The organism is Methanoculleus oceani (assembly GCF_023702065.1).
GTDB lineage: Archaea > Halobacteriota > Methanomicrobia > Methanomicrobiales > Methanoculleaceae > Methanoculleus > Methanoculleus oceani.
This window is the reverse complement of the sequence record NZ_QFDM01000002.1, coordinates 412,300-430,739: the sequence shown is the minus strand read 5'-3', so window position 1 is coordinate 430,739 and position 18,440 is coordinate 412,300. Positions and strand designations below refer to the sequence as shown.

Below are 18,440 nucleotides of genomic sequence, written 5' to 3'. Positions count from 1 at the left end.
AACCCGGGCTGAAAAAAGTGGGAATATTGCCGGGGAATCCCTCAGATAACCCCCATCTCCGACAGCCTCTTCGGCAGGTACTCCTTCGTCACGAAGTCGAGCCCCCGGCTCGCGAACGCCTGCTGTTCCGACTTCACCTTCATCTCAAGCTGCAGGTTGATCTGGTTTCGCCAGTAGTCGGTCGCAAACCTCGGATCGGTCAGTTCCGCCTTTAAGGCGCTGATATCCTGCTCGGTGAGGTGATCCGAGGGGAGGTTGTAGTCGGAGATGTCGGAGGGCTGCACGCCGATGAACTGCGCCTGGGGAGTTGCCAGGAGTTCCGACATGTGGGCGCTCTTGATTGAGCCGTAGGCGACGCTCGCGTAGATCCGGTAGGACCAGGGGTCGCCGTCGGTGAATACCACGACCGGAAGACCGAGCGAGTCGTTGAGTTTCCGCAGGACCCTCCGCGTTGAGCGCGCCGGCTGCCCCTTGAGGTGGACCAGGATCGCCCCGTACTCCTCGTCGAACCCGTTCTCCATCAGACGTGCGTACATACCGCCGGTCTCGATGGCGATGACGAACTTTGCGTCGTGATCGACGAATTCGAGGTTATCGACGTTGTTCGGGATGGGGTAACCCGCCTCCCCGACGTCGTCCTGGCAGTGCATCTCCTTGACGCCGCGCCGGGTGGTCTCTCTGATCCGTAGCGACCCGAAGATCGAGGCCCCGTCCTCCTCCGGCCGGAGGTGGAACGCCTCCCGCTGCACCTCGGTGATGATCTCGAGGTCTTCTATCAAGAGGTTGCTCTCGTCCTGGGCGGCGAACTTCGCCTTCTTCCAGCCTTCGGAGATGTAATACAGTTCTCTTAATGTCGACGACCGGTTCTCCACGAGTTGCTGCTTTAAAAACCCGATGAGGTAGGCCATCTTCAGGAGATGAACCGCGCCTTTCTCGTTCGCCGCCGCCCGGGTGCTCTCCTTCTCACCGTATTTCCAGACCTCGCTCGCATCGTCATACGCGATATTCCGCTTCGTCCGCGTCGGCAGCCGGATGAACGGCACGATGCCGTCCCGCATCTGGTCGTACCACCCGCGGGCGATACCCACCAGCCGTTCGCGCGCCAGCGCATCCATCTCTTCCCTAGACATCGAGATCCACCACCACTTTCATGCCGTCCTCCACGCCGCGGAGGTCGAGCGACCCGTCGCCCGCTCCCGTGTAGACAACCTGCCAGGCCTCGCCGGCGCCAAGCGTGCACCGCCAGACCTTGTTGTACTCCCCGTCGATATCGTCAACGAAGTCGGGCCGGGGGTCCGCATCCGCCGCCGCATCGCGGGAGAGGTTGTAGAGGACGAACGTAACCTCCCGCGCGGTGTAGTTGTTCACGTCGATATGGACCTGCCCGTTGTTTGTCCGCTTCTTCGCGACGATCTTCCGCATGATCTTTCCCTCGATCGGGGAGGTATCCACCAGGGGGAGTTCCACGATCTCGCTCACTTTCACGGCGATCTCGGGGATGATCGAGCATATCGCCCGGGCGCGGTCGTCCTGCTGCTTCTTCTTATCCCGGCGGGAGAGGTAACTCTTGAGTTCCCGGCCGAGCTCCTGGAGCACGAGGACGACCTCCCGCTCGATCTCCGGGATGGACGCGACTGCGTCCTTGCTCTCGCTCGTGAAGGGAACGTTCGTGGACGCCACGTGGACCATGATCAGCGCCGGGCCCGTGGGGAGGCCCTGCTGCGAGAGGCCGTAACTCTTCCAGTTCACCTGGGAGACACAGTTCGTGATCGCGCAGGCGCCCTGCTGGTAGAGGAGCGGGACGCGGTTCGCGAACCGGAAGATCTGGGCGTTCCCTTCGGGCGGGATCTTGCCGCCGTAGCCGATCGCCGCCTCGATGATGAACGAATGCCCGCCGTAGACCGTGCTCGGGCGGGTGCGGGCCTTGATGAAGTCGAGCTGGATCTCCTTCTCGAGCCCCTTGCAGATCAGGTCCTCCCCGATGGGGGAGAGGCACTGCTGCGCCGGGGGGGCCGGGACCTTCACGGCCTGCATGGCGTCGAGGAGTCGTTTGAGTTCGTCCGATTCGAGTTTGTTCACCTTCCGGGAGGGCTTGAGTTTGGCAAGAGCGATCATCTCGTCCGCGGTCTTCTTCCCGACCCGGGAGAAACTGCCGACGAGGAACTCATCGACGGTCCCGGTGCTCGCGGCCGCGATCCGTTTCAAGGCCCCGAACTCGATCCCGTGCGGGTGGGGGAGGATGGACTTCGGGCACGGCGGGACCTCGCTCGTTACCCGCTCGAACGTCGTCACCTCGCCGTCGATATCGGCCGTGATCCGGGCGTGCGGGTTGACGATCGCGGTGAGGCGGAGGTAGTCCACCAGACGCTTCTTTGCGGCAAGGGTGCTCTTGAACTGGATCTCGATCCTTGTGCCGTGCGTCCGGTCCCAGTCGATCTCCTCGTGGCTGACGATCTCCGGCTCGTTGGTCTCGGTTTTGATCATCAGCTCGAACCGGTGGGCCAACGCCTTCGCCCCCGTCCGGGAGACGACCCGCGCCGGGGTGCCGGTGGTGAGCTGCGCATACAGCACCGCCGCCGATATCCCGATACCCTGCTGACCCCGGCTCTGCCGGATCTGGTGGAACCGCGACCCATAGAGGAGCTTTCCGAAGACCAGGGGGACGTTCTCCGGCACGATACCGGGGCCGTTGTCCTCGACCGTTATCCGGTAGACCTCGGCGTCGACCTTTCTGATGCCGACGAAGATGTCGGGGAGCACCTCCGCCTCCTCGCAGGCGTCCAGCGCGTTGTCCACCGCCTCCTTGATGGTGGTGATGATCCCGCGCGTCGGGGAGTCGAAACCGAGCAGATGCTTGTTCTTCTCGAAGAACTCCGCGACGCTGATGCTCCGCTGCTGTTTGGCGAGGTCTTCAGCAAGCACCATGCCGTACCACCTCGGCGATGGCGTCTTCGAGGCTCCTCTCCTTCTGCTCGCCGGAGTGGAGGTCCTTGAGGGTCACCGTGCCTGCCTCGACCTCGCGCTTCCCGAGGACCACGGCAAAGTCAGCGGTCTTGGCGGCGTGGGAGAGCTGGGCGCCCATCCCCCGCTGCATCAGGTCGGCTTCGGCCCGGACTCCCGCCTCCCGGAAGGCACGGGCAACCTCGAGCGCCCGCGCCCGTGCGTCGGGCGTGCAGACGACGCCGACGACGGGCTCGTGCGCGAGTTCGAAGTTCCCGATCGAGACCATGACCCGGTCAAAGCCGATGGCGAACCCGCAGGACGCAACATCGTCGCCGCCGAAGAGGTGGGCGAGCCGGTAGGTCCCGCCGCCGAGGATCTGGTTCTCTGCGCCGAGGTTCTTCGCGAACGCCTCAAAAACCATCCCCGTGTAGTAGTCCAGGCCCCGGGCGATCCCGAAGTCCGGCCGGTAGTCGATATTCAGTGAGTCGAGGAGCGCGAATGTCTCCTCGATCCGCGCGCGTTCCGGGACGTCGCCCGCGATCTCAAAGACCTCCGGGACGGTGCGGCACTCCGAGAGGGCGGCAAGGGGTTCGGTGAGGTGGGTGAGGTTCCGCCCGGCGAGCGCTGCTGTGAGCCCTTCCTGGTCGTGCTTGTCGAGGCAGGCCATGATCGCCCGCTGGTCGCCGGGGGCAAGGTCGGAGAGGATATGCTTCATCGGCGCGAGGTGGCCGACATGGAGATCGAAGGTGACGCCGGTCGACCGGAGCGTATCGTCGGCGAGCATGATCGCTTCGGCGTCTGCGCTCGCCGTGTCCGCGCCGATCAGCTCGACGCCGAACTGCCAGAACTGCCGGTAACGGCCTTTCTGGGGGCGCTCGTAGCGGAAACAGTCGGCGAAGTAGCACCACCGGATTGGTTTGGGGAGAACCTTGCCCTCGTTGACGTACATCCGCAGCACCGCCGCCGTCACCTCGGGCCGGAGCGTCATCTGTCTGCCGCCCTTGTCCTCGAAGACGTACATCTCCTGGATGATTCCCTCGCCGGATTTCATCGTGAAGAGTTCAAGGTGCTCGAAGTCGGGCGTGCAGACCTCGCGGTATCCCCACCTGCGGGCCGCTTCCCGCATCCGCCGCTCGATCAGCCGGCGCCGTTCCATCTCGTCGGGTAAAAAGTCCCGTGTTCCCCGTGGTTTTTGAAGCATTCGGTATTCTCCTGAACTAAAGTCTCTTGCGTGAACCCTTATCTTTTGTGCGTTCCGCGCTGCCGAAGAACCGCTCGCCGGCGCTTTCACCGTGCCAGACGTTCTCCCGGTCGACCCGGCCCTGGAGGTAGAGGGCTAACAGGACCAGACCGAGGCCGAGGTACTCCCACGCTTCGGCATACGCGGCGATGAAGAAACCCAGCAGCGAGAGCGCCGTGTAGAGGACTCCCCGATAAGCCGCCGTCCGGTAGCCGGAAAGGCCTGTGCGGTAAAAGATCCGCAGGTCGCGCAGCCACAGGAAAACGGTGACGGCAACGCCGAACCCTGCGACGTAGGCAAGATAGGACATGAGATGAAGTAATATTATACTTCCACCCCTATTTTTGTTATCGAACTATGCTGCCGAATGCCACCATCAGGGACATCCTCCGGATGTATCGTAACGGCGAGGTATCTGAGGACGAGGCGGCGGGCGCCCTCGAAGGGCTCCGCATCGAGGTGATCGACGGCATGGCCCGGATCGACGCCGGGCGGAGCGTGCGCTGCGGGATGCCCGAGGTGGTGCTCGCCGAGGGAAAAGATCCTCTGGCCTTTGCAAACATCATGCTCGCGCAGGTGAAGGCGGCGGGCCGGTGCATCGCGACGAGGGTCTCGCCGGAGCACCTCGAAGCCCTGCGGGCACGGCTGCCGCCGGAGGTCCGGATGGAGCACCGGGAAGCGGCACGGGCTGTCATCCTCTCGACGGGAAAACGGCCGGCCCCCCGGGGCGGGACCGTTGCCATCCTCACCGCAGGGACGTCCGATATCCCCGTCGCCGAAGAGGCGAGGCTGATCGCCGAGGAGATGGGGTGCGAGGTCAGGACCGCGTACGACGTGGGGGTGGCGGGGATCCACCGCCTCTTCTCGGCGCTCAGGGACCTGATACCGGCGGACGTCTTCGTCGTGGCCGCCGGGCGGGAGGGGACGCTTCCTGCCATCGTCGCGGGGCTGGTCGACCGCCCGGTCATCGGGGTTCCCGTGAGCACCGGCTACGGCTACATGGGGGCCGGCGAGGCGGCGCTGGCGAGCATGCTCCAGGCATGCTCGGTGCTCGCGGTCGTGAACATCGACTCCGGGTTCACGGCAGGCGCGTTTGCCGCGCAGATCGCACTCGGGGGCGGGCGGGCATGAGCAGGGGGTTCTACGTCGGGCGGTTCCAGCCCTACCACAACGGGCACCAGTCGGTGCTGGAGCAGATAGCCCGCTGGGTCGACGAGATCGTCATCGGGGTGGGGAGCGCTCAGCTCTCCCACACCGTGGCGAACCCTTTCACGGCAGGAGAACGGGTGCTGATGCTCACCCGGTCGCTCGCCGACCTCGAGTGCCCGTTCTACGTCATCCCGATCGAGGACGTCCAGCGCAACGCCCTCTGGGTCGCCCACGTCCGGTCGATGACGCCGCCGTTCGATACGGTCTACTCAAGCAACCCCCTGGTCATGCAGCTCTTTGCCGAGGCGGGGGTGGACGTCCAGTCGCCCGACATGTACGAGCGCCTGACGCACTCCGGCACCGCCATCAGGCGGCGGATGCTCGACGGCGAACCCTGGGAGCACCTGGTTCCGCCCGCCGTGGTGGACGTCATCCGGGAGATTCACGGCGTGGAACGGCTGCAGCGGATTGCAGGGAGCGACTGAGGACGGAACCATGATAGGTGCGGCCGACATCGGGTATACCTGGATGGACCATGTTTAAGCAACTGCGAGACCTCTTCCGGCGAACCGAACCTGTGGAAGAGAGCCTGAAACTCTCGCTTGACGGCCTTCCCGTGTGGCTCGATGCCCGCGAGGAGGAGATCGGGACAGACCTCTCCGATGCGACGGGGCCGTCCCGGGAGGCGATCAGCGGCACCCTCGATCACCTCAGGGAGGCGGCCGCCCGCATGGAGACGGCCCAGGGTGATGAGGAGGTCCACCCCCGGCTCCGGGATATATCAAAGAAGGCACTTCCGGGGTTCACGAAGTCCATGGCCCAGATCCTCTCCCGCGAGCCTTCCGGAGACCCGGAGGCCTTCTACGCAACCGCCGCCGAGATCCTGAAAGGCTCGCTCAAGGCGCTGAAAGGGCAGGGGAAGTACCTCTCCTCCGTCTACCCGGACGAGATGAAGGAGGTGCGCGCAGCCGTCAAAGATCTGGGGCGGGAGGTCAACACGATGACCGAGGCCCTCGCCCGGGCCCGGGCGGGTCGGCAGCAGGTAAAAGACGTCCGGGAGTCGCATGCGTCCCTCGCCCGGATCCGCGAGGAGTATGCTGCAGCCGACGGCCAGGTGCGGAACCTTGGCGCGACGATTACGGAGGCGGAAAGAGCGATCCGAAAGACCGAAGAAGACCTTGCCGCCCTCAAACTGCGCCCGGACCACGCCCGACAGCAGGAGATCGAGGAGAGGATCCGGGAACTCGACGCCATGGACGAGGAGACCGGGCGGGAGCTCGCATCTCTCCGAACCCCTGCCATCCATGTCTTCCGGAAGGCCGGGAAGGTGGCCGAAAAGGCAGGAGATGGCGTGGCGGCGGCAATCGGCCGGGTTCTCGACGCGTACACGGGCAGCCTCCCGGACGACGGGGAGGATCCGGTCGCCCTGACCGAAGCGGTGATGCCGGCAACGCTCGCCATGATCCGGCAGGGCGACCTTCCCCTCAAGAACCAGGACGAGGTCCGCCTCTTCTCGGACCCCGATACCCTGCCCGCCGGGATGAGACGGGTCCTGCACCGGCGAAGAGAGGTCCGGGAGCAGCGGGCGGCACTGCAGGAGACCCGCGCCGCTCTCCCGGGCGTGATCGAGGAGCAGCGTCTCACGACCGCGCTCGCGGAACTGAAGCGGGAGCGCGAGGCAAAGGCTGCCGCACGGGCCCGGGCCGAGAACCAGCGTGAGATGTCGCAGGCCGCATATGCCGGAGAATGCGAGAGACTCCGATCCCGCGCGGCTGCTCTCGCCGGCCGGGATGTGGAGGTCGACGTGCCCGACCTCCCGCCCCCGTCCTCATGACCGGGAGAACTCGCGGTTCGCATCGAAAGCGATGGTTTGCCGGAACCGGAGTTTGAGCACCGTTAGGTGCGAAGTGCGACGGGTCATCAGAGCCGGAGCACGCGCACTCGAAGAGTGCGAAGTGCGACTTCCGCACAGAGGAAGGAGCATGAGCACCGTTAGGTGCGAAGTGCGACTTCCGCACAGAGGAAGGAGCATGAGCACCGTAGGTGCGAAGTGCGACGGGTCATCAGAGCCGGAGCACGAGCACTCGAAGAGTGCGAAGGGAAACCCTGTTTAGCCCAGCGCACAAACACTTCCTGAGAACGGTTCATGAAGACAAACACCACCACTTCCGGGTCGAAATCACGCCTCTGGATAGCAGTTCCTGCAGTCTCGTTCGGGGGAATCGGGATCGAGCTGCTGCTCGCCTCCGTCGGTTTCCCATACGCCATCTGGGCAGGCATCGCAGGGTGCGTGGCCGCCTCGTGCATCCTCTGCTACCAGGCGTACCTCAAACCGCGGCGGGATCTCGTCTCGCTATTCACGCCGCTCTTCGCGTTTCTCATCTTTGTCGTGCCCAACGATCTCGACCCGGGGGTGCTTGTGCAGACGATCTTCTCGGCGACGATTGTCTTCCTCGCGGTTCGGGTGGAAAAATTGTTTAATGCGCCGAAAGCAGAGGAGAAAACAATGAAGCAGATACTCAACGAATACATCGACCGGATCGAGCCGGTCTTCGCCGCGATCGACGGGGAGACCGGGCACCTGATCGCGCAGTCCCTGCTGACGTATAAATTCGAGCTCTATGGGAGCGCGGCCGAGAAGATGACGGCTGCACTTGCCAGGCTCGACGCGATCACCCCGCACCCCGGCGCGCTTGAGCGCGCCCTCCTGATCCTCCGTGAGCGTGCCGGCGGCTTCGCCGAGTCCCGGGTGACGGTTAACCCCGAGCATACATTCACGGAGGCGGACTACGACGATCTCGCCATCCGTCTCCGCCCGGACCAGATCGATGACCCGGCAGCGCTCGACCTCGACAACGCGCTGGTCCTGCTCTACGCCGTCGGGATCGAGACCTCCCCCGACGACGAGCAGGCGCTGGAAGAGCATCAGCGCTTTATCATCCAGATCCTGGAGTCGTATAAAGAAAAACTGGCTGCATGACCGAACTGACCGAAGGCGACCTCTTCCGGGGTCTCATAACGGTAGCGGCGCCGATCGTGGCCGGGAACGTGCTGCAGAGCGGCCTCGAGCTGGTCGACCTCTTCTTCGTCGGCCGGCTGGGAGCGGAGGCTATCGCCGGTGTCGCCATGAGCACCTCGATCGTCATGGTGCTCATGACCGTCATCATCGGCATCGTCACCGCGAACACTGCCTTCGTCTCGCGCCATTACGGGGCAAAGAACTACGATATGGTGGCGAAGGGGGTCTCGCATACCCTGGTCCTCGGGCTCGTGTTCTCGATGGTCCTCAGTGTCGCGGGCATTATCTTTGCCGAGGACATGCTCCTTCTCCTCGGCGCCGAACCGAACGTTGCGGCCCTCGGGGCATCCTACCTGACGGTCCTCTTCGCCGGGAGCGTGATGCTGGTCGAGCTCTGGGTGATCAACTCCTCGTTCCAGAGCTGCGGCGACGCCACGACGCCCATGCTCCTCGTGGTCCTTGCCAATTTCCTCAACATCGCCCTCGACCCGCTCCTGATCTTCGGCTACGGGGCAGTCCCCGCCTGCGGCGTTGCCGGGGCGGCATACGCCACCATCATATCACGGAGCGTGGCGTTCGCCATAGCGTTTGCCCTGCTCCTCTCGGGACGGACGCAGATTCCCTTCTCGCTCCGGACGAAGTTCGAGTTAACGCTTGCCTGGAGGCTGATCCGGGTCGCCGTCCCGAACTCCGTCCAGTCCGGGCTCCGGAGCGTGACGTTCCTTGCTATGATGGCGATCGTGGCGGTCTTCGGCACGGCAGCCCTCTCCGCCTACGGCATCGTGGGCAGGCTCGAGCTGGTCGCGCTCATGCCGGGGTTCGGGATCGCGACCGCCACCGCCGTGATCGTCGGCCAGAACCTCGGCGCCAAAAAGCCCGATCGGGCGGAAGAGGGTGTCCGGCTCTCCGCGCTCATGAACGGGGGGTTCATGGCGCTCGTGGGGGCGATCTTTTTCTTCGCCGCACCCGCGATCATCGAGGTCTTCGACCCGAGCGGCGCGAGCACGGAGGTCGGCGTCTCGTACATGCAGACAGTCGCGCCATTCTACGTCTTTATCGCCGTCGCGATCATCCTCGGGTTCGCGCTCAACGGGGCCGGCGACACGAGGCGGCCCATGTATGCCACGCTTGTTTCCATGGCTCTCTTCCAGATCCCGCTCGCGTGCATCCTCCCCGACCTGCTCGGGATCGGGATCGGCGGGGTCTGGCTGGCGGTGGTCTCCGGGGCCATCCTGCAGACGGGCATACTCTTCTCGATGTACCGGCGCGGGGCCTGGAAGACGACGGTGATATAAGGGCGGGGCTTGCGAGAGCCCGGAGGTTCTGCCTTGCCTGGCCGCGATGCAACTCCGGGAAGATCGTCAGGCAGCCCGGACCCCTCTCCGGGAAAAATTATCAGAGCGAGTCGAGGCTGATCCCGCTGAACTCGTCGGCGACCGCGTTGAGATCCTTCACGCCGAACGCGGTCTGGACCGTGACGAGTTCGAGGTCGCGCGCCACGTCGCACATGTAATCGATGACATCGACCGAGAGTTCCCGCTTCTGTTTGGACTTGCGGAGCTGGTCCACGAGGAATGTCATCCTCTCGGGAGACTCCATGCGGAGCTTGGCGAGGCTCATCACGCACATGTAGATCCGGGTCAGGTTCCTGTCCGTTCCGGTGATGGTATCGAAGAAGTTCCGGAGGACCTGCGCCTGATAGACCTCGCCGCTCATGATGATCGAATATTTCTCAATTCCATATAAATGTCTGCCGGTTTAGGTTCGTCCGCGTGGGCCGCCGGTTCGCCCCCCGGGGACGGTGGAGAGGCGGGGCACCTCTCCGTGCCGGCGACTCACTTCCGGACGCTGACGATCTTTATGATGTCGCCGTTCTTCAATTCAAGACTGTCCTTGACCCGCATCCCGGACTTGGCATCGATGGCATACAGGAACCCCTCGCCGATATCGGTATGAACCTGGTAGGCAAGGTCGCGGGGGGTCGACCCGCGCTTCATGAGGAATGCATCGGGGAGCACCCGGCCCTTGCCGTCGGTGAGTTTGTGCTCGTCCTCGACCGGGAAGACGACGATCCGGTCGAGGAGGTTGAAGATAGCGGTATCCAGCGCTTTCTGAACGCCGGTGCCGCCGAACGTCTGCATGAAGTCAGCCACCTTCGCGAGCCCGGCACGCTGCGCGGCGTTGAGGTTCGCCCCCGGGCTCTCGGTGAAACTCTTATCGCCGGGGAGGTAGCGGATGAACTTCCCCTCCGCGGCCATCCGGAGCGCAAGCTCGCCTGCCGCGCTCGCGAAGACGACGTCGTGCTTTGCAAGCCTCTCAAGGCACTCTTTCGGCGCCTGGTCGGCCTTGTTCCCGACGATCAGCATCGGCTTGCTGATCGTCATCAACTCCCGGCAGAACCGGATCAGGTCCTCCTCCCCGGCGGTTCTCAGTTCGACCCCGACAGCCTCGCCGGCGTCGCGGACATGCTCGAACGTTATGCCGAGACCGGCAAAGACTTCGGCGATCGCCGCCGCGAGGGAGAAGTCTCTTCCCTGGGCCTGCCGCACGAGCTTCGCCCAGTTCCGCGAGAGGATGCCGTACATCCACATCGACATCTCGTACTGGAGGAACTCGATATCCTTCACCGGGTCGCGCGAGCCGATGTCGACCGGGTTCCCTTCGGCGTCCGTCGCCCCGCTGGCATCGACGACCTGGAGGATCGCATCCGCCTGCCGGAGGTTGTCGAGGAACTGGTTCCCAAGCCCCCTTCCCAGGTGTGCCTCGGGAACGAGGCCCGCCACGTCGATCAGCCCGATCGGGACGAACCTGACCCCGTCCCGGCAGTTTTCGCACGGGACGTGCATCTCCTGACAGGGGCAGGTTGTCCGGACGTACGCGACGCCGTGGTTGGCGTCGATGGTCGTGAACGGGTAATTGGCGATCTCTACCTGGGCCAGGGTCGCTGCCCTGAAAAACGTCGATTTCCCACAGTTGGGTTTCCCTGCAATGGCCAGCGTGATCATGAGCAACTCCTATACCGCACCGTTCGGTTGAGAGTAGTGTTGGGCCATACACCATTTATCACCTTCTTTCCCCGGCAGCGCGACCCGTGCCGTGCTGTTGTACCTGTTGCCGCCGGTATGCCGGCCGTCGCAGTGCTCGAGCCCGATAATCCTGCCGGGTTGGGCCTGCCTGCTCTCGCGATCACGACTCTCTGCACCTCCGCCTCCCCCGGAAATCTCCCTGCCGCCGGAACGGGGGATTCAATTAGGAGCGAAAACAACATGACTGCATGGGCTTCGTAACCCGGAATACCTACTATTTCGATGCTCCCGGCGCACAGAACACTCCCGATGCCGCCCGGTTCGCCGTCGAGCGGGCGCGGGAACTCGGCGTCAAAAAGATCGTGGTCGCGAGCACCAGCGGCCGGACGGCGCTTGCCTTCCGGGACGCCATGGCGGGGACGGATCTCGAGCTGATCGTCGTCACCCATGCGGTCGGTTTCTCGAAACCCGGTGAGTGGGAGTTTTCAGCGGAGACGGCCGGGATCCTCCGTGCGGAGGGTGCGAAGATCGTCACCGGCACGCACGCGCTCTCCGGGCTCGAGCGCGCGATCTCCCGCTCGCCGAAACTCGGCGGGAGTTCCCGCACGGAAGCGATAGCCGAGGCGTTGCGCCGCACCGTTGCGGTCGGCCTGAAGGTCGCGGTGGAGTGCGTCCTCATCGCGGCGGACCAGGGTGCGGTCGCCGTCGACGAAGAAGTGATCGCGGTCGGGGGCACCGCAACCGGTGCCGATACCGTCTGCGTCATCCGCCCGGCGCATACCGCAACGTTCTTCGACCTGCAGGTGCGCGAGATCGTCGCCATGCCGAGGAACCGGTGACCATGACACTCGAATCGGTCACCGGTGCCGCCTCGCTCCTTCGGCGGCACCCCGTCCTCTGGTCGGTCGGCCTCGTCATGGGCGCTCTCGCGGTCCTCGACCTCATCGTCCCCGTATACGGCGGGGCCTTTTACACGGAGCCCCTGGCGCTCCTGCAGGCCCTCGTGATGCCTTTTCTGGCCGGCGGGGTCTACGGCACGGTCCGGGCGGAGACGTTCTCCGCCGGGGAGTTTTTGCGGTCGGGCAAGACCTACTACTTCCGGATACTCCTGCCCGCGCTGGTCATCCTCTTCGGGGTTATCCTGACGGTCTTTCTGCTCGCGATCCCGCTCGCGCTCCTGGGCGCCGGTGCCGCCGCAGGTATGACGCCGCTCCTCTTCGGTGTGCTCGTCTCGATCGCTTTCTTCACGTTCTTCTACGACACCGTAGCGGTTTTTGAGGAGACGAATGTCTTTGAGTCGATCCGGCGGAGTATCGAGTTCGTCATGAACAACCTCGGCAGCGTCCTCGTCTTCTACCTGGTCAACATCGTCGTCTTCGCGGTGCTCGGGTTCGCGGCTCTCTTTGCCTGGACCGCCCTGCTTGTGGACAGACTCGAACCGCTCACCCGCATGACCTCCGCCGAACTTCAGACGGTGATGCCCGAGGATATCCTCGCCCTCATCGGGACGGAGGGGATATGGATCAGCGCAGTCGTCTATGCGGTCGTGATGGTGCTCTTCTCGGCGTTCCTGTACGCCTACAAGGCGAGTTTCTTCAAGAACCACGCCGGCGCGCCGCGCGTAGAGCAGGGCGAGTACGACGAGAAGGGCCGGTGGTATAAGTACTGAACTGTGATGCCCTTTTGCATCACACTGTTTTTGAGGTTATATTCGTCCTTCGGGCATGCCCGTTTCATGGAGCCTGCCTGTCGCAGTCACCCGTGGCTGCATAGATCTCTCAAAAAACGTAGCGGAGCCCGTGCGCCCCCTCATCTCAGGAGATAGATCAGCATCCCCGAGACCCCGCCGAAGAACGTGGCAGCCAGGTTTGTGCCTGAATTTCCGATCCTGCCGCTGTTCTCGAGCGTTGCGCCCACGAGGCTGTCCACGTTGGTGCCGACGAAACCGGCGACGATCGTGACGACGACCATCCAGGGGTCGGCGACGCCCATCGCCCAGGCGGCGCCGGCGACGAGGACGGATGCGATGACGGCTGCCGCCTCACCCCGCAGAGTCACCCCGCCGTTCGTCCCCCGCGGCACCGGCTTGAGCGTCGTGATAAGGTACGGCGTCTTCCCCGTGACCCCGATCTCGCTTGCGGCAGTATCGGCGGCGGCGGAGGCGACGCTCCCCATGAAGAGCGCCACGAAGATCGGGTGCCCGGTTATGCCGTAGAGGATGGCGGCGGCGGTCGCCACCAGGCCGTTCGCGAAGACGTTGAAGTAGCCGCGCACGCCCCCGTGCTCCTGGGCGACCCCGAGCCGCTCCTTCTCGGTGTAGCGGTAGCGGGTAGCCGCGGCGCCGACGATGAAGAAGGTGAGCATGATCAGGAACCACCGGATGTCTGCAAAGACGATGAGGATGATGCCGATCATGGCGCCCGAGAAGAGGCCGCTGACATCGGCCACCCGGAGCCGGTAGGAGATGTAGCCGAACCCGAACCCGATGAGGGCGGCTGCGACGAGGCTGGTCAGGTCGACCGCGAAGTTGAGCTCCTCGAAGAGGAACATGGTCATCGCGACACCGAGCGCCTCGATCATCAGGACATCGTCCCGGCCCCGGAGAACTGCACGGAGCAGCACCGCGGCGACCACGCCCATCAGGACCACGAGAGGGGTTGTATACCGGAGATAGAGCATCACCGCAAGCGATATGCCTATTGCGGCAACCAGATGGTAGAGATACGATGCCTGCTTCCCCCCGGTAAGGCGGAATGCCAGTTCTCCGATCACGACGATGCCGAGCGTGCAGGTGAAGACGAACGTCGAGAGCCAGCCGATCCCGTAGAGGACGGCAAGCGCGATGATCGAGAGCGATACGTGCCGGGTATCCCTGATGAGGAAGAGGACGAGCGAGAACGGGATGAGGAAGAGCGTGAGCAGCCAAGCCGGCTGGAGCAGGGGGGCAAGGCCTATGAAGGCGAGGGTGAGTGCCGATGCCAGGACCAACCCCTGCGGCTTTGTCATTCATACATCATTGGCTGTGCAGGGAAAAAGCCTTTAGGGTCGAACGCCTCCCGTCTCGAGAGGTTCCGGCGGCGGACGTTCCGGGAGGCCCCGGCCCGATGACGGCAAGCCCGTGCACGGCACGGGATACCCGGGAGGGCGAAAGCCCCAACAATATATTTCACTGGGAAGAGAGAGATTATACGCTGAAAATGTCGCCGTCACATCAACTACCTAAAAACTACGATATCGAAGAAGTGGAGAGGCGCTGGCAGAGTGCCTGGCGGGATGAGGACAATTATTTTGATCCCGGCTCGTCGAAACCCCGGTTCATCATCGATACGCCGCCGCCGTACCCCACCGGCAACTTCCATATCGGGAACGCACTGAACTGGTGCTACATCGACTTTATCGCGCGGTACAGGCGTATGCGCGGCTACAACGTCATGTTCCCGCAGGGGTGGGACTGCCACGGCCTCCCCACCGAGGTGAAGGTCGAGGAGACTTACGGGATCACCAAAAACGACGTGCCGAGAGAGAAGTTCCGGGAGATGTGCCGCGACCTCACGATCGGGAATATCGAGAAGATGCGGACGACCATGCGGCGGCTCGGGTTCTCCACCGACTGGAGCCACGAGTACATCACCATGCTCCCGGAATATTACAGAAAGACCCAGGCATCGTTCCTGCAGATGCTCAAAGCCGGCGACATCTACCAGAGCGAGCATCCGGTGAACTTCTGCACCCGGTGCGAGACGGCCATCGCGTTCGCCGAGGTCAACTACGCCCCCCGCACCACCAAACTCAACTACTTCGACTTCGACGGCATCGAGATCGCCACCACCCGACCCGAACTGCTCGCGGCCTGTGTTGCGGTGGCGGTTCACCCCGACGACGAGCGGTACCGCGGTATGAAGGGGAAGAAACTCGCGGTTCCCCTCTTCGGACACAGGGTGCCGGTCATCGAGGACGTCGCCGTCGACCCGGGCTTCGGCAGCGGTGCGGTGATGATCTGTACGTTTGGGGACAAGACGGACGTTTACTGGTGGAAGCAGCACGACCTGGAACTTCGTAAGGCGATCGACCGGCAGGGGATCATGACCGCGACCGCGGCCCCCTACGCGGGGATGACATCGGAGGCCTGCAGGGAAGCAATTCTCCGGGATATGGAAGACGCGGGGATCCTGAGGCGGCAGGAGGAACTCGAGCAGCGTGTGGGGACCTGCTGGCGGTGCAAGACCCCGATCGAGATCCTCTCGGAGCGGCAGTGGTTTGTCCGGGTCCACCAGGACGAGATCCTGGATGCGGCCAGAAAGATCTCCTGGACGCCGGAGCATATGTTTTCCCGGATGGAGAACTGGGCGAACTCCATGGAGTGGGACTGGTGCATCTCCCGGCAGCGGATCTTCGCAACGCCGATTCCAGTCTGGTTCTGTACCGCCTGCGGCGAGGCGGTCGTCCCGGCAGAGGAAGACCTCCCGATCGACCCGACCGTCGATAAGCCAAAATCTCCCTGCCCGAGGTGCGGCGGGTCCGATTTCACCGGCGAGAAAGACGTGCTCGACACCTGGATGGACTCGTCGATATCGGTGCTTCACGTCACCGGGTGGGACGGGACCGGGAAGCCCCCGCTCTTCCCGGCGCAGATCCGCCCCCAGGGCCACGACATCATACGGACGTGGGCGTTCTACACGATCCTCCGGGCGAAGGCGCTGGTCGGCGGCCACCCCTGGGACGAGATCCTGGTCAACGGCATGGTTCTCGGGGAAGACGGGTTCAAGATGAGCAAGAGCAGGAGCAACATCATCGCCCCCGAGGAGATCGTCGGGCAGTACGGTGCGGACGCGCTCCGGCAGTGGGGTGCGGGAGGCGCGGCGACCGGTTCGGACATCATGTTCAACTGGAACGACGTCGTCGCCGCGTCCCGGTTCCAGACCAAACTCTGGAACATCTTCAGGTTCGTCATGGGGCACCTGGAGAAGGGGGCCGATGCCGGTGCGCCGGTGACGGAACTCACCGACCGGTGGCTGCTCGTCCGGCTCTCCGAAACCGTCGCGGAGGTCACCGCCGCGATGGAGGGTTACCAGTTCGACCGGGCGCTCAGGGCGATCCGGGAGTTTGCCTGGAACACGCTCGCCGACGACTACATCGAGATCGCGAAAGGCCGGCTGTATGCGGATGACGGCAGCAGAGAGAGCGCTTGCAGCGCGCTCCGGACGACCATGGACGTCCTCTGCCGCCTGCTTGCCCCGATCATCCCGCACTTCGCGGAAGAGTGCTACCATAACCTCGCCGGGAGGAGCGTGCACAAGGAGGCCTGGCCGGACTTTTCATACGCCGACGACGAGGCGCGGCGCCACGGCGACCTCCTCGTGAAGACGGTCGCCGAACTCCGGCGCTACAAGCACGATAAGGGCATGGCGCTGAACGCCCCGCTCGGCCACGTGATGATCTACGCGCCTGAGCCGGTCGACGACGCCGGCGACGCCGGGCGTGCCCTCAATGCCGACGCCCGTTGGAGCACCGGCACGCCCCGGCTCGAGGAGGTCATGAGCGGCGTGGAATTCAACATGGCGGTCATCGGGCCGGCGCTCCGGAAGCAGGCCCGCGGGTTCATGCAGGCCGTGGAGGCGCTCCCGCCGGAACTGCTCAAAAGCCCGCCCGCAACCGTCACGGTCGACGGCGAGGAGATCCCGGTGCCGGCCGATTCCTTCACGCCGAAGGTCGCTTACCGGGTGGCGGGAGAAGAGGTGGACGTCCTCACGCTCGGGGACGTCGTCGTGACGATCGGGCACACGTCCTGATCTCGTCGGCGATGAACCGGGCGACCTCTTCTTTTCCGAGCAGCGCATCGACGACGACGAACCGCGACGGGTCGGATGCCGCAAGGTTCAGGTAGTTCTCCTGCACCCGCGCGAGGATCCCGGCGTTCTCGAAGTATTCTCTCTTTTTCTCAGGGTCGAGCCGTGAGACGGCGTCTTCGACGGGGAGGACCAGGAGGAATGTCCGGTCGGGCCGGATCGACCACCCCTCGTGGATCCGGCGAAGCCACTGGAGCGGGTCGGGGAGGACGGTGTCGAGGACGACTGGCTGGTAGGCGAACCGGGAGTCGGAGTAGCGGTCGGAGATGACGAGCCGTCCCGCATCGAGCGCGGGCCGGATCACCGTCTCGATATGCGCAGCGTGGTCGGCGCAGAAGAGCAGCGCCTCGGTGATCGGGTCCATCCGCTCGGCAATCGCACGCCGCACCGAGTCGCCGACCCAGGTGGCGCCGGGCTCGCGGGTGAAGAGGGGGTCGAGGTCGGCGAGCAGTTCCGGGAGACGGGCGAGAAGGGTGCTCTTCCCGCTCCCGTCGATGCCTTCGATGGTGATCAGCACGGGCGTCCCCTCCGGACCCATTCGAGCGGCACCGTGCCGTGGTGGACGGCGGTCGCGACGATCGCCCCGTCGAACCCGGCGTCGGCGAGGAGCCGGATGTCGTCGACCCCGGCGACGCCGCCCCCGTAGAGGAGGCGGCCGGGATAGCCTGCCCGCATCTCTTCGAGGTCCTCACGGACGAGGCCCCGCTCCGTTCCCACGGCGCCGATGTTGAGGATGATACACCCCTCAAACGAGAGTGCTGACGCACGGCGCAGCATCTCCACCGGCCGGATACCCCAGGGGAGCACCAGGCCGCCTTTGATGTCTATGCTCAGGTATCCGGCCCGGTACGCCGCAAGGTCTTCGATCGCTCTCGCCGCCGTCTCGGTGCCGATGACCGGCGTCACCCCCTCGACCGCCGTGCATTCGGCGGGCGACCGGCAGCCCCGGTCGAGGTAGCACCGCTCGACCATCGCGGCGCAGCGCCGGACGAGTTCGTCCTGCGGAACTCTGCCCTGGATGCTCTCGAGATCCGCGATGTAGAGATGCCGGGGCGCGAGAGCGGATAGATAGGCTTCCGGTTCGGCCGAAGGAGCAATCCCCCATGTCAGCGGCCGGTAGTCGGCGCGGTCTCCGGACTTCCCGTGCACCACGAGACCGCCTGCCAGATCGACTGCAAGAATCAGTTCCATGTCCTCAACGCAATCACTATTAGGGT

The 18,440-nt window shown here is 64.4% G+C and carries 17 protein-coding genes; 8 read left to right on the top strand and 9 right to left on the bottom strand.

What is annotated here, in order from left to right:
- Nucleotides 1–41 precede the first annotated feature (41 nt).
- The 4 genes from DIC75_RS07095 to DIC75_RS07080 are packed head-to-tail and all read right to left on the bottom strand — an operon-like array spanning nucleotide 42 to nucleotide 4,493.
- Nucleotides 42–1,130, bottom strand: a complete 1,089-nt coding sequence (locus DIC75_RS07095; protein WP_250987335.1) for a DNA topoisomerase IV subunit A — start codon at nucleotides 1,128–1,130, stop codon at nucleotides 42–44.
- Nucleotides 1,123–2,925 (bottom strand): DNA topoisomerase VI subunit B, encoded by a 1,803-nt coding sequence (locus tag DIC75_RS07090; RefSeq protein ID WP_250987334.1) that lies wholly within the window; start codon nucleotides 2,923–2,925, stop codon nucleotides 1,123–1,125. Before DIC75_RS07090 ends, DIC75_RS07095 begins: the two co-directional genes overlap by 8 nt.
- Nucleotides 2,912–4,144 (bottom strand): histidine--tRNA ligase, encoded by a 1,233-nt coding sequence (gene hisS / locus DIC75_RS07085; RefSeq protein ID WP_250987333.1) that lies wholly within the window; start codon nucleotides 4,142–4,144, stop codon nucleotides 2,912–2,914. The genes DIC75_RS07090 and hisS overlap by 14 nt, the downstream gene beginning before the upstream one ends.
- Before the next feature lie 16 nt (nucleotides 4,145–4,160).
- The gene (locus DIC75_RS07080; protein ID WP_250987332.1) at nucleotides 4,161–4,493 is read right to left on the bottom strand and encodes an ABC transporter permease; all 333 of its coding nucleotides are present in this window, start codon (nucleotides 4,491–4,493) and stop codon (nucleotides 4,161–4,163) included.
- A 47-nt stretch (nucleotides 4,494–4,540) separates the two neighbouring features.
- Between DIC75_RS07080 and larB the strand changes: the two genes are divergently transcribed.
- The 5 genes from larB to DIC75_RS07055 all read left to right on the top strand — a co-directional run bounded on the left by larB (nucleotide 4,541) and on the right by DIC75_RS07055 (nucleotide 9,646).
- Complete coding sequence (larB, locus tag DIC75_RS07075; protein WP_250987331.1) at nucleotides 4,541–5,314, top strand: nickel pincer cofactor biosynthesis protein LarB; 774 nt, start codon at nucleotides 4,541–4,543, stop codon at nucleotides 5,312–5,314.
- Nucleotides 5,311–5,817: a nicotinamide-nucleotide adenylyltransferase gene (locus tag DIC75_RS07070; RefSeq protein ID WP_250987330.1), complete on the top strand. Its 507-nt coding sequence runs from the start codon at nucleotides 5,311–5,313 to the stop codon at nucleotides 5,815–5,817. Before larB ends, DIC75_RS07070 begins: the two co-directional genes overlap by 4 nt.
- A gap of 50 nt (nucleotides 5,818–5,867) precedes the next feature.
- Entirely contained in the window at nucleotides 5,868–7,166 is a 1,299-nt protein-coding gene (locus DIC75_RS07065; RefSeq protein ID WP_250987329.1) for a coiled-coil domain-containing protein, read from the top strand.
- 312 nt (nucleotides 7,167–7,478) lie between these two features.
- Complete coding sequence (locus DIC75_RS07060; RefSeq protein WP_250987328.1) at nucleotides 7,479–8,312, top strand: hypothetical protein; 834 nt, start codon at nucleotides 7,479–7,481, stop codon at nucleotides 8,310–8,312.
- The gene (locus DIC75_RS07055; protein ID WP_250987327.1) at nucleotides 8,309–9,646 is read left to right on the top strand and encodes an MATE family efflux transporter; all 1,338 of its coding nucleotides are present in this window, start codon (nucleotides 8,309–8,311) and stop codon (nucleotides 9,644–9,646) included. Before DIC75_RS07060 ends, DIC75_RS07055 begins: the two co-directional genes overlap by 4 nt.
- Before the next feature lie 100 nt (nucleotides 9,647–9,746).
- Here DIC75_RS07055 and DIC75_RS07050 read toward each other — a convergent pair whose 3' ends face one another.
- On the bottom strand, nucleotides 9,747–10,067 hold the full coding sequence (locus DIC75_RS07050; protein ID WP_250987326.1) for a hypothetical protein: 321 nt from the start codon (nucleotides 10,065–10,067) through the stop codon (nucleotides 9,747–9,749).
- Between the two features lie 119 nt (nucleotides 10,068–10,186).
- On the bottom strand, nucleotides 10,187–11,356 hold the full coding sequence (locus DIC75_RS07045; protein WP_250987325.1) for a redox-regulated ATPase YchF: 1,170 nt from the start codon (nucleotides 11,354–11,356) through the stop codon (nucleotides 10,187–10,189).
- Between the two features lie 269 nt (nucleotides 11,357–11,625).
- Here DIC75_RS07045 and DIC75_RS07040 point away from each other — a divergent pair, with 269 nt between their 5' ends.
- Together DIC75_RS07040 and DIC75_RS07035 are read left to right on the top strand one after the other, a co-directional pair.
- Nucleotides 11,626–12,216 carry a pyruvate kinase alpha/beta domain-containing protein gene (locus DIC75_RS07040; RefSeq protein WP_250987324.1) on the top strand — a complete coding sequence of 197 codons (591 nt, stop codon included), beginning with the start codon at nucleotides 11,626–11,628 and terminating at the stop codon, nucleotides 12,214–12,216.
- A gap of 2 nt (nucleotides 12,217–12,218) precedes the next feature.
- On the top strand, nucleotides 12,219–13,046 hold the full coding sequence (locus tag DIC75_RS07035) for a DUF7847 domain-containing protein (RefSeq protein WP_250987323.1): 828 nt from the start codon (nucleotides 12,219–12,221) through the stop codon (nucleotides 13,044–13,046).
- A 140-nt stretch (nucleotides 13,047–13,186) separates the two neighbouring features.
- Here the strand turns inward: DIC75_RS07035 and DIC75_RS07030 are convergent, their stop codons facing one another.
- Nucleotides 13,187–14,383: a DUF92 domain-containing protein gene (locus DIC75_RS07030; RefSeq protein ID WP_250987322.1), complete on the bottom strand. Its 1,197-nt coding sequence runs from the start codon at nucleotides 14,381–14,383 to the stop codon at nucleotides 13,187–13,189.
- A 191-nt stretch (nucleotides 14,384–14,574) separates the two neighbouring features.
- On the opposite strand from DIC75_RS07030, the gene DIC75_RS07025 reads away from it, so the two are divergent.
- Nucleotides 14,575–17,166, top strand: a complete 2,592-nt coding sequence (locus tag DIC75_RS07025) for a valine--tRNA ligase (protein WP_250987321.1) — start codon at nucleotides 14,575–14,577, stop codon at nucleotides 17,164–17,166.
- On the opposite strand, the gene tmk is transcribed toward DIC75_RS07025, so the two are convergent.
- Both tmk and DIC75_RS07015 read right to left on the bottom strand, forming a co-directional pair.
- The gene (tmk, locus tag DIC75_RS07020; protein ID WP_250987818.1) at nucleotides 17,123–17,740 is read right to left on the bottom strand and encodes a dTMP kinase; all 618 of its coding nucleotides are present in this window, start codon (nucleotides 17,738–17,740) and stop codon (nucleotides 17,123–17,125) included. The genes DIC75_RS07025 and tmk overlap by 44 nt on opposite strands.
- Nucleotides 17,734–18,414 carry a HisA/HisF-related TIM barrel protein gene (locus tag DIC75_RS07015; protein WP_250987320.1) on the bottom strand — a complete coding sequence of 227 codons (681 nt, stop codon included), beginning with the start codon at nucleotides 18,412–18,414 and terminating at the stop codon, nucleotides 17,734–17,736. The genes tmk and DIC75_RS07015 overlap by 7 nt, the downstream gene beginning before the upstream one ends.
- Nucleotides 18,415–18,440: the final 26 nt, after the last annotated feature.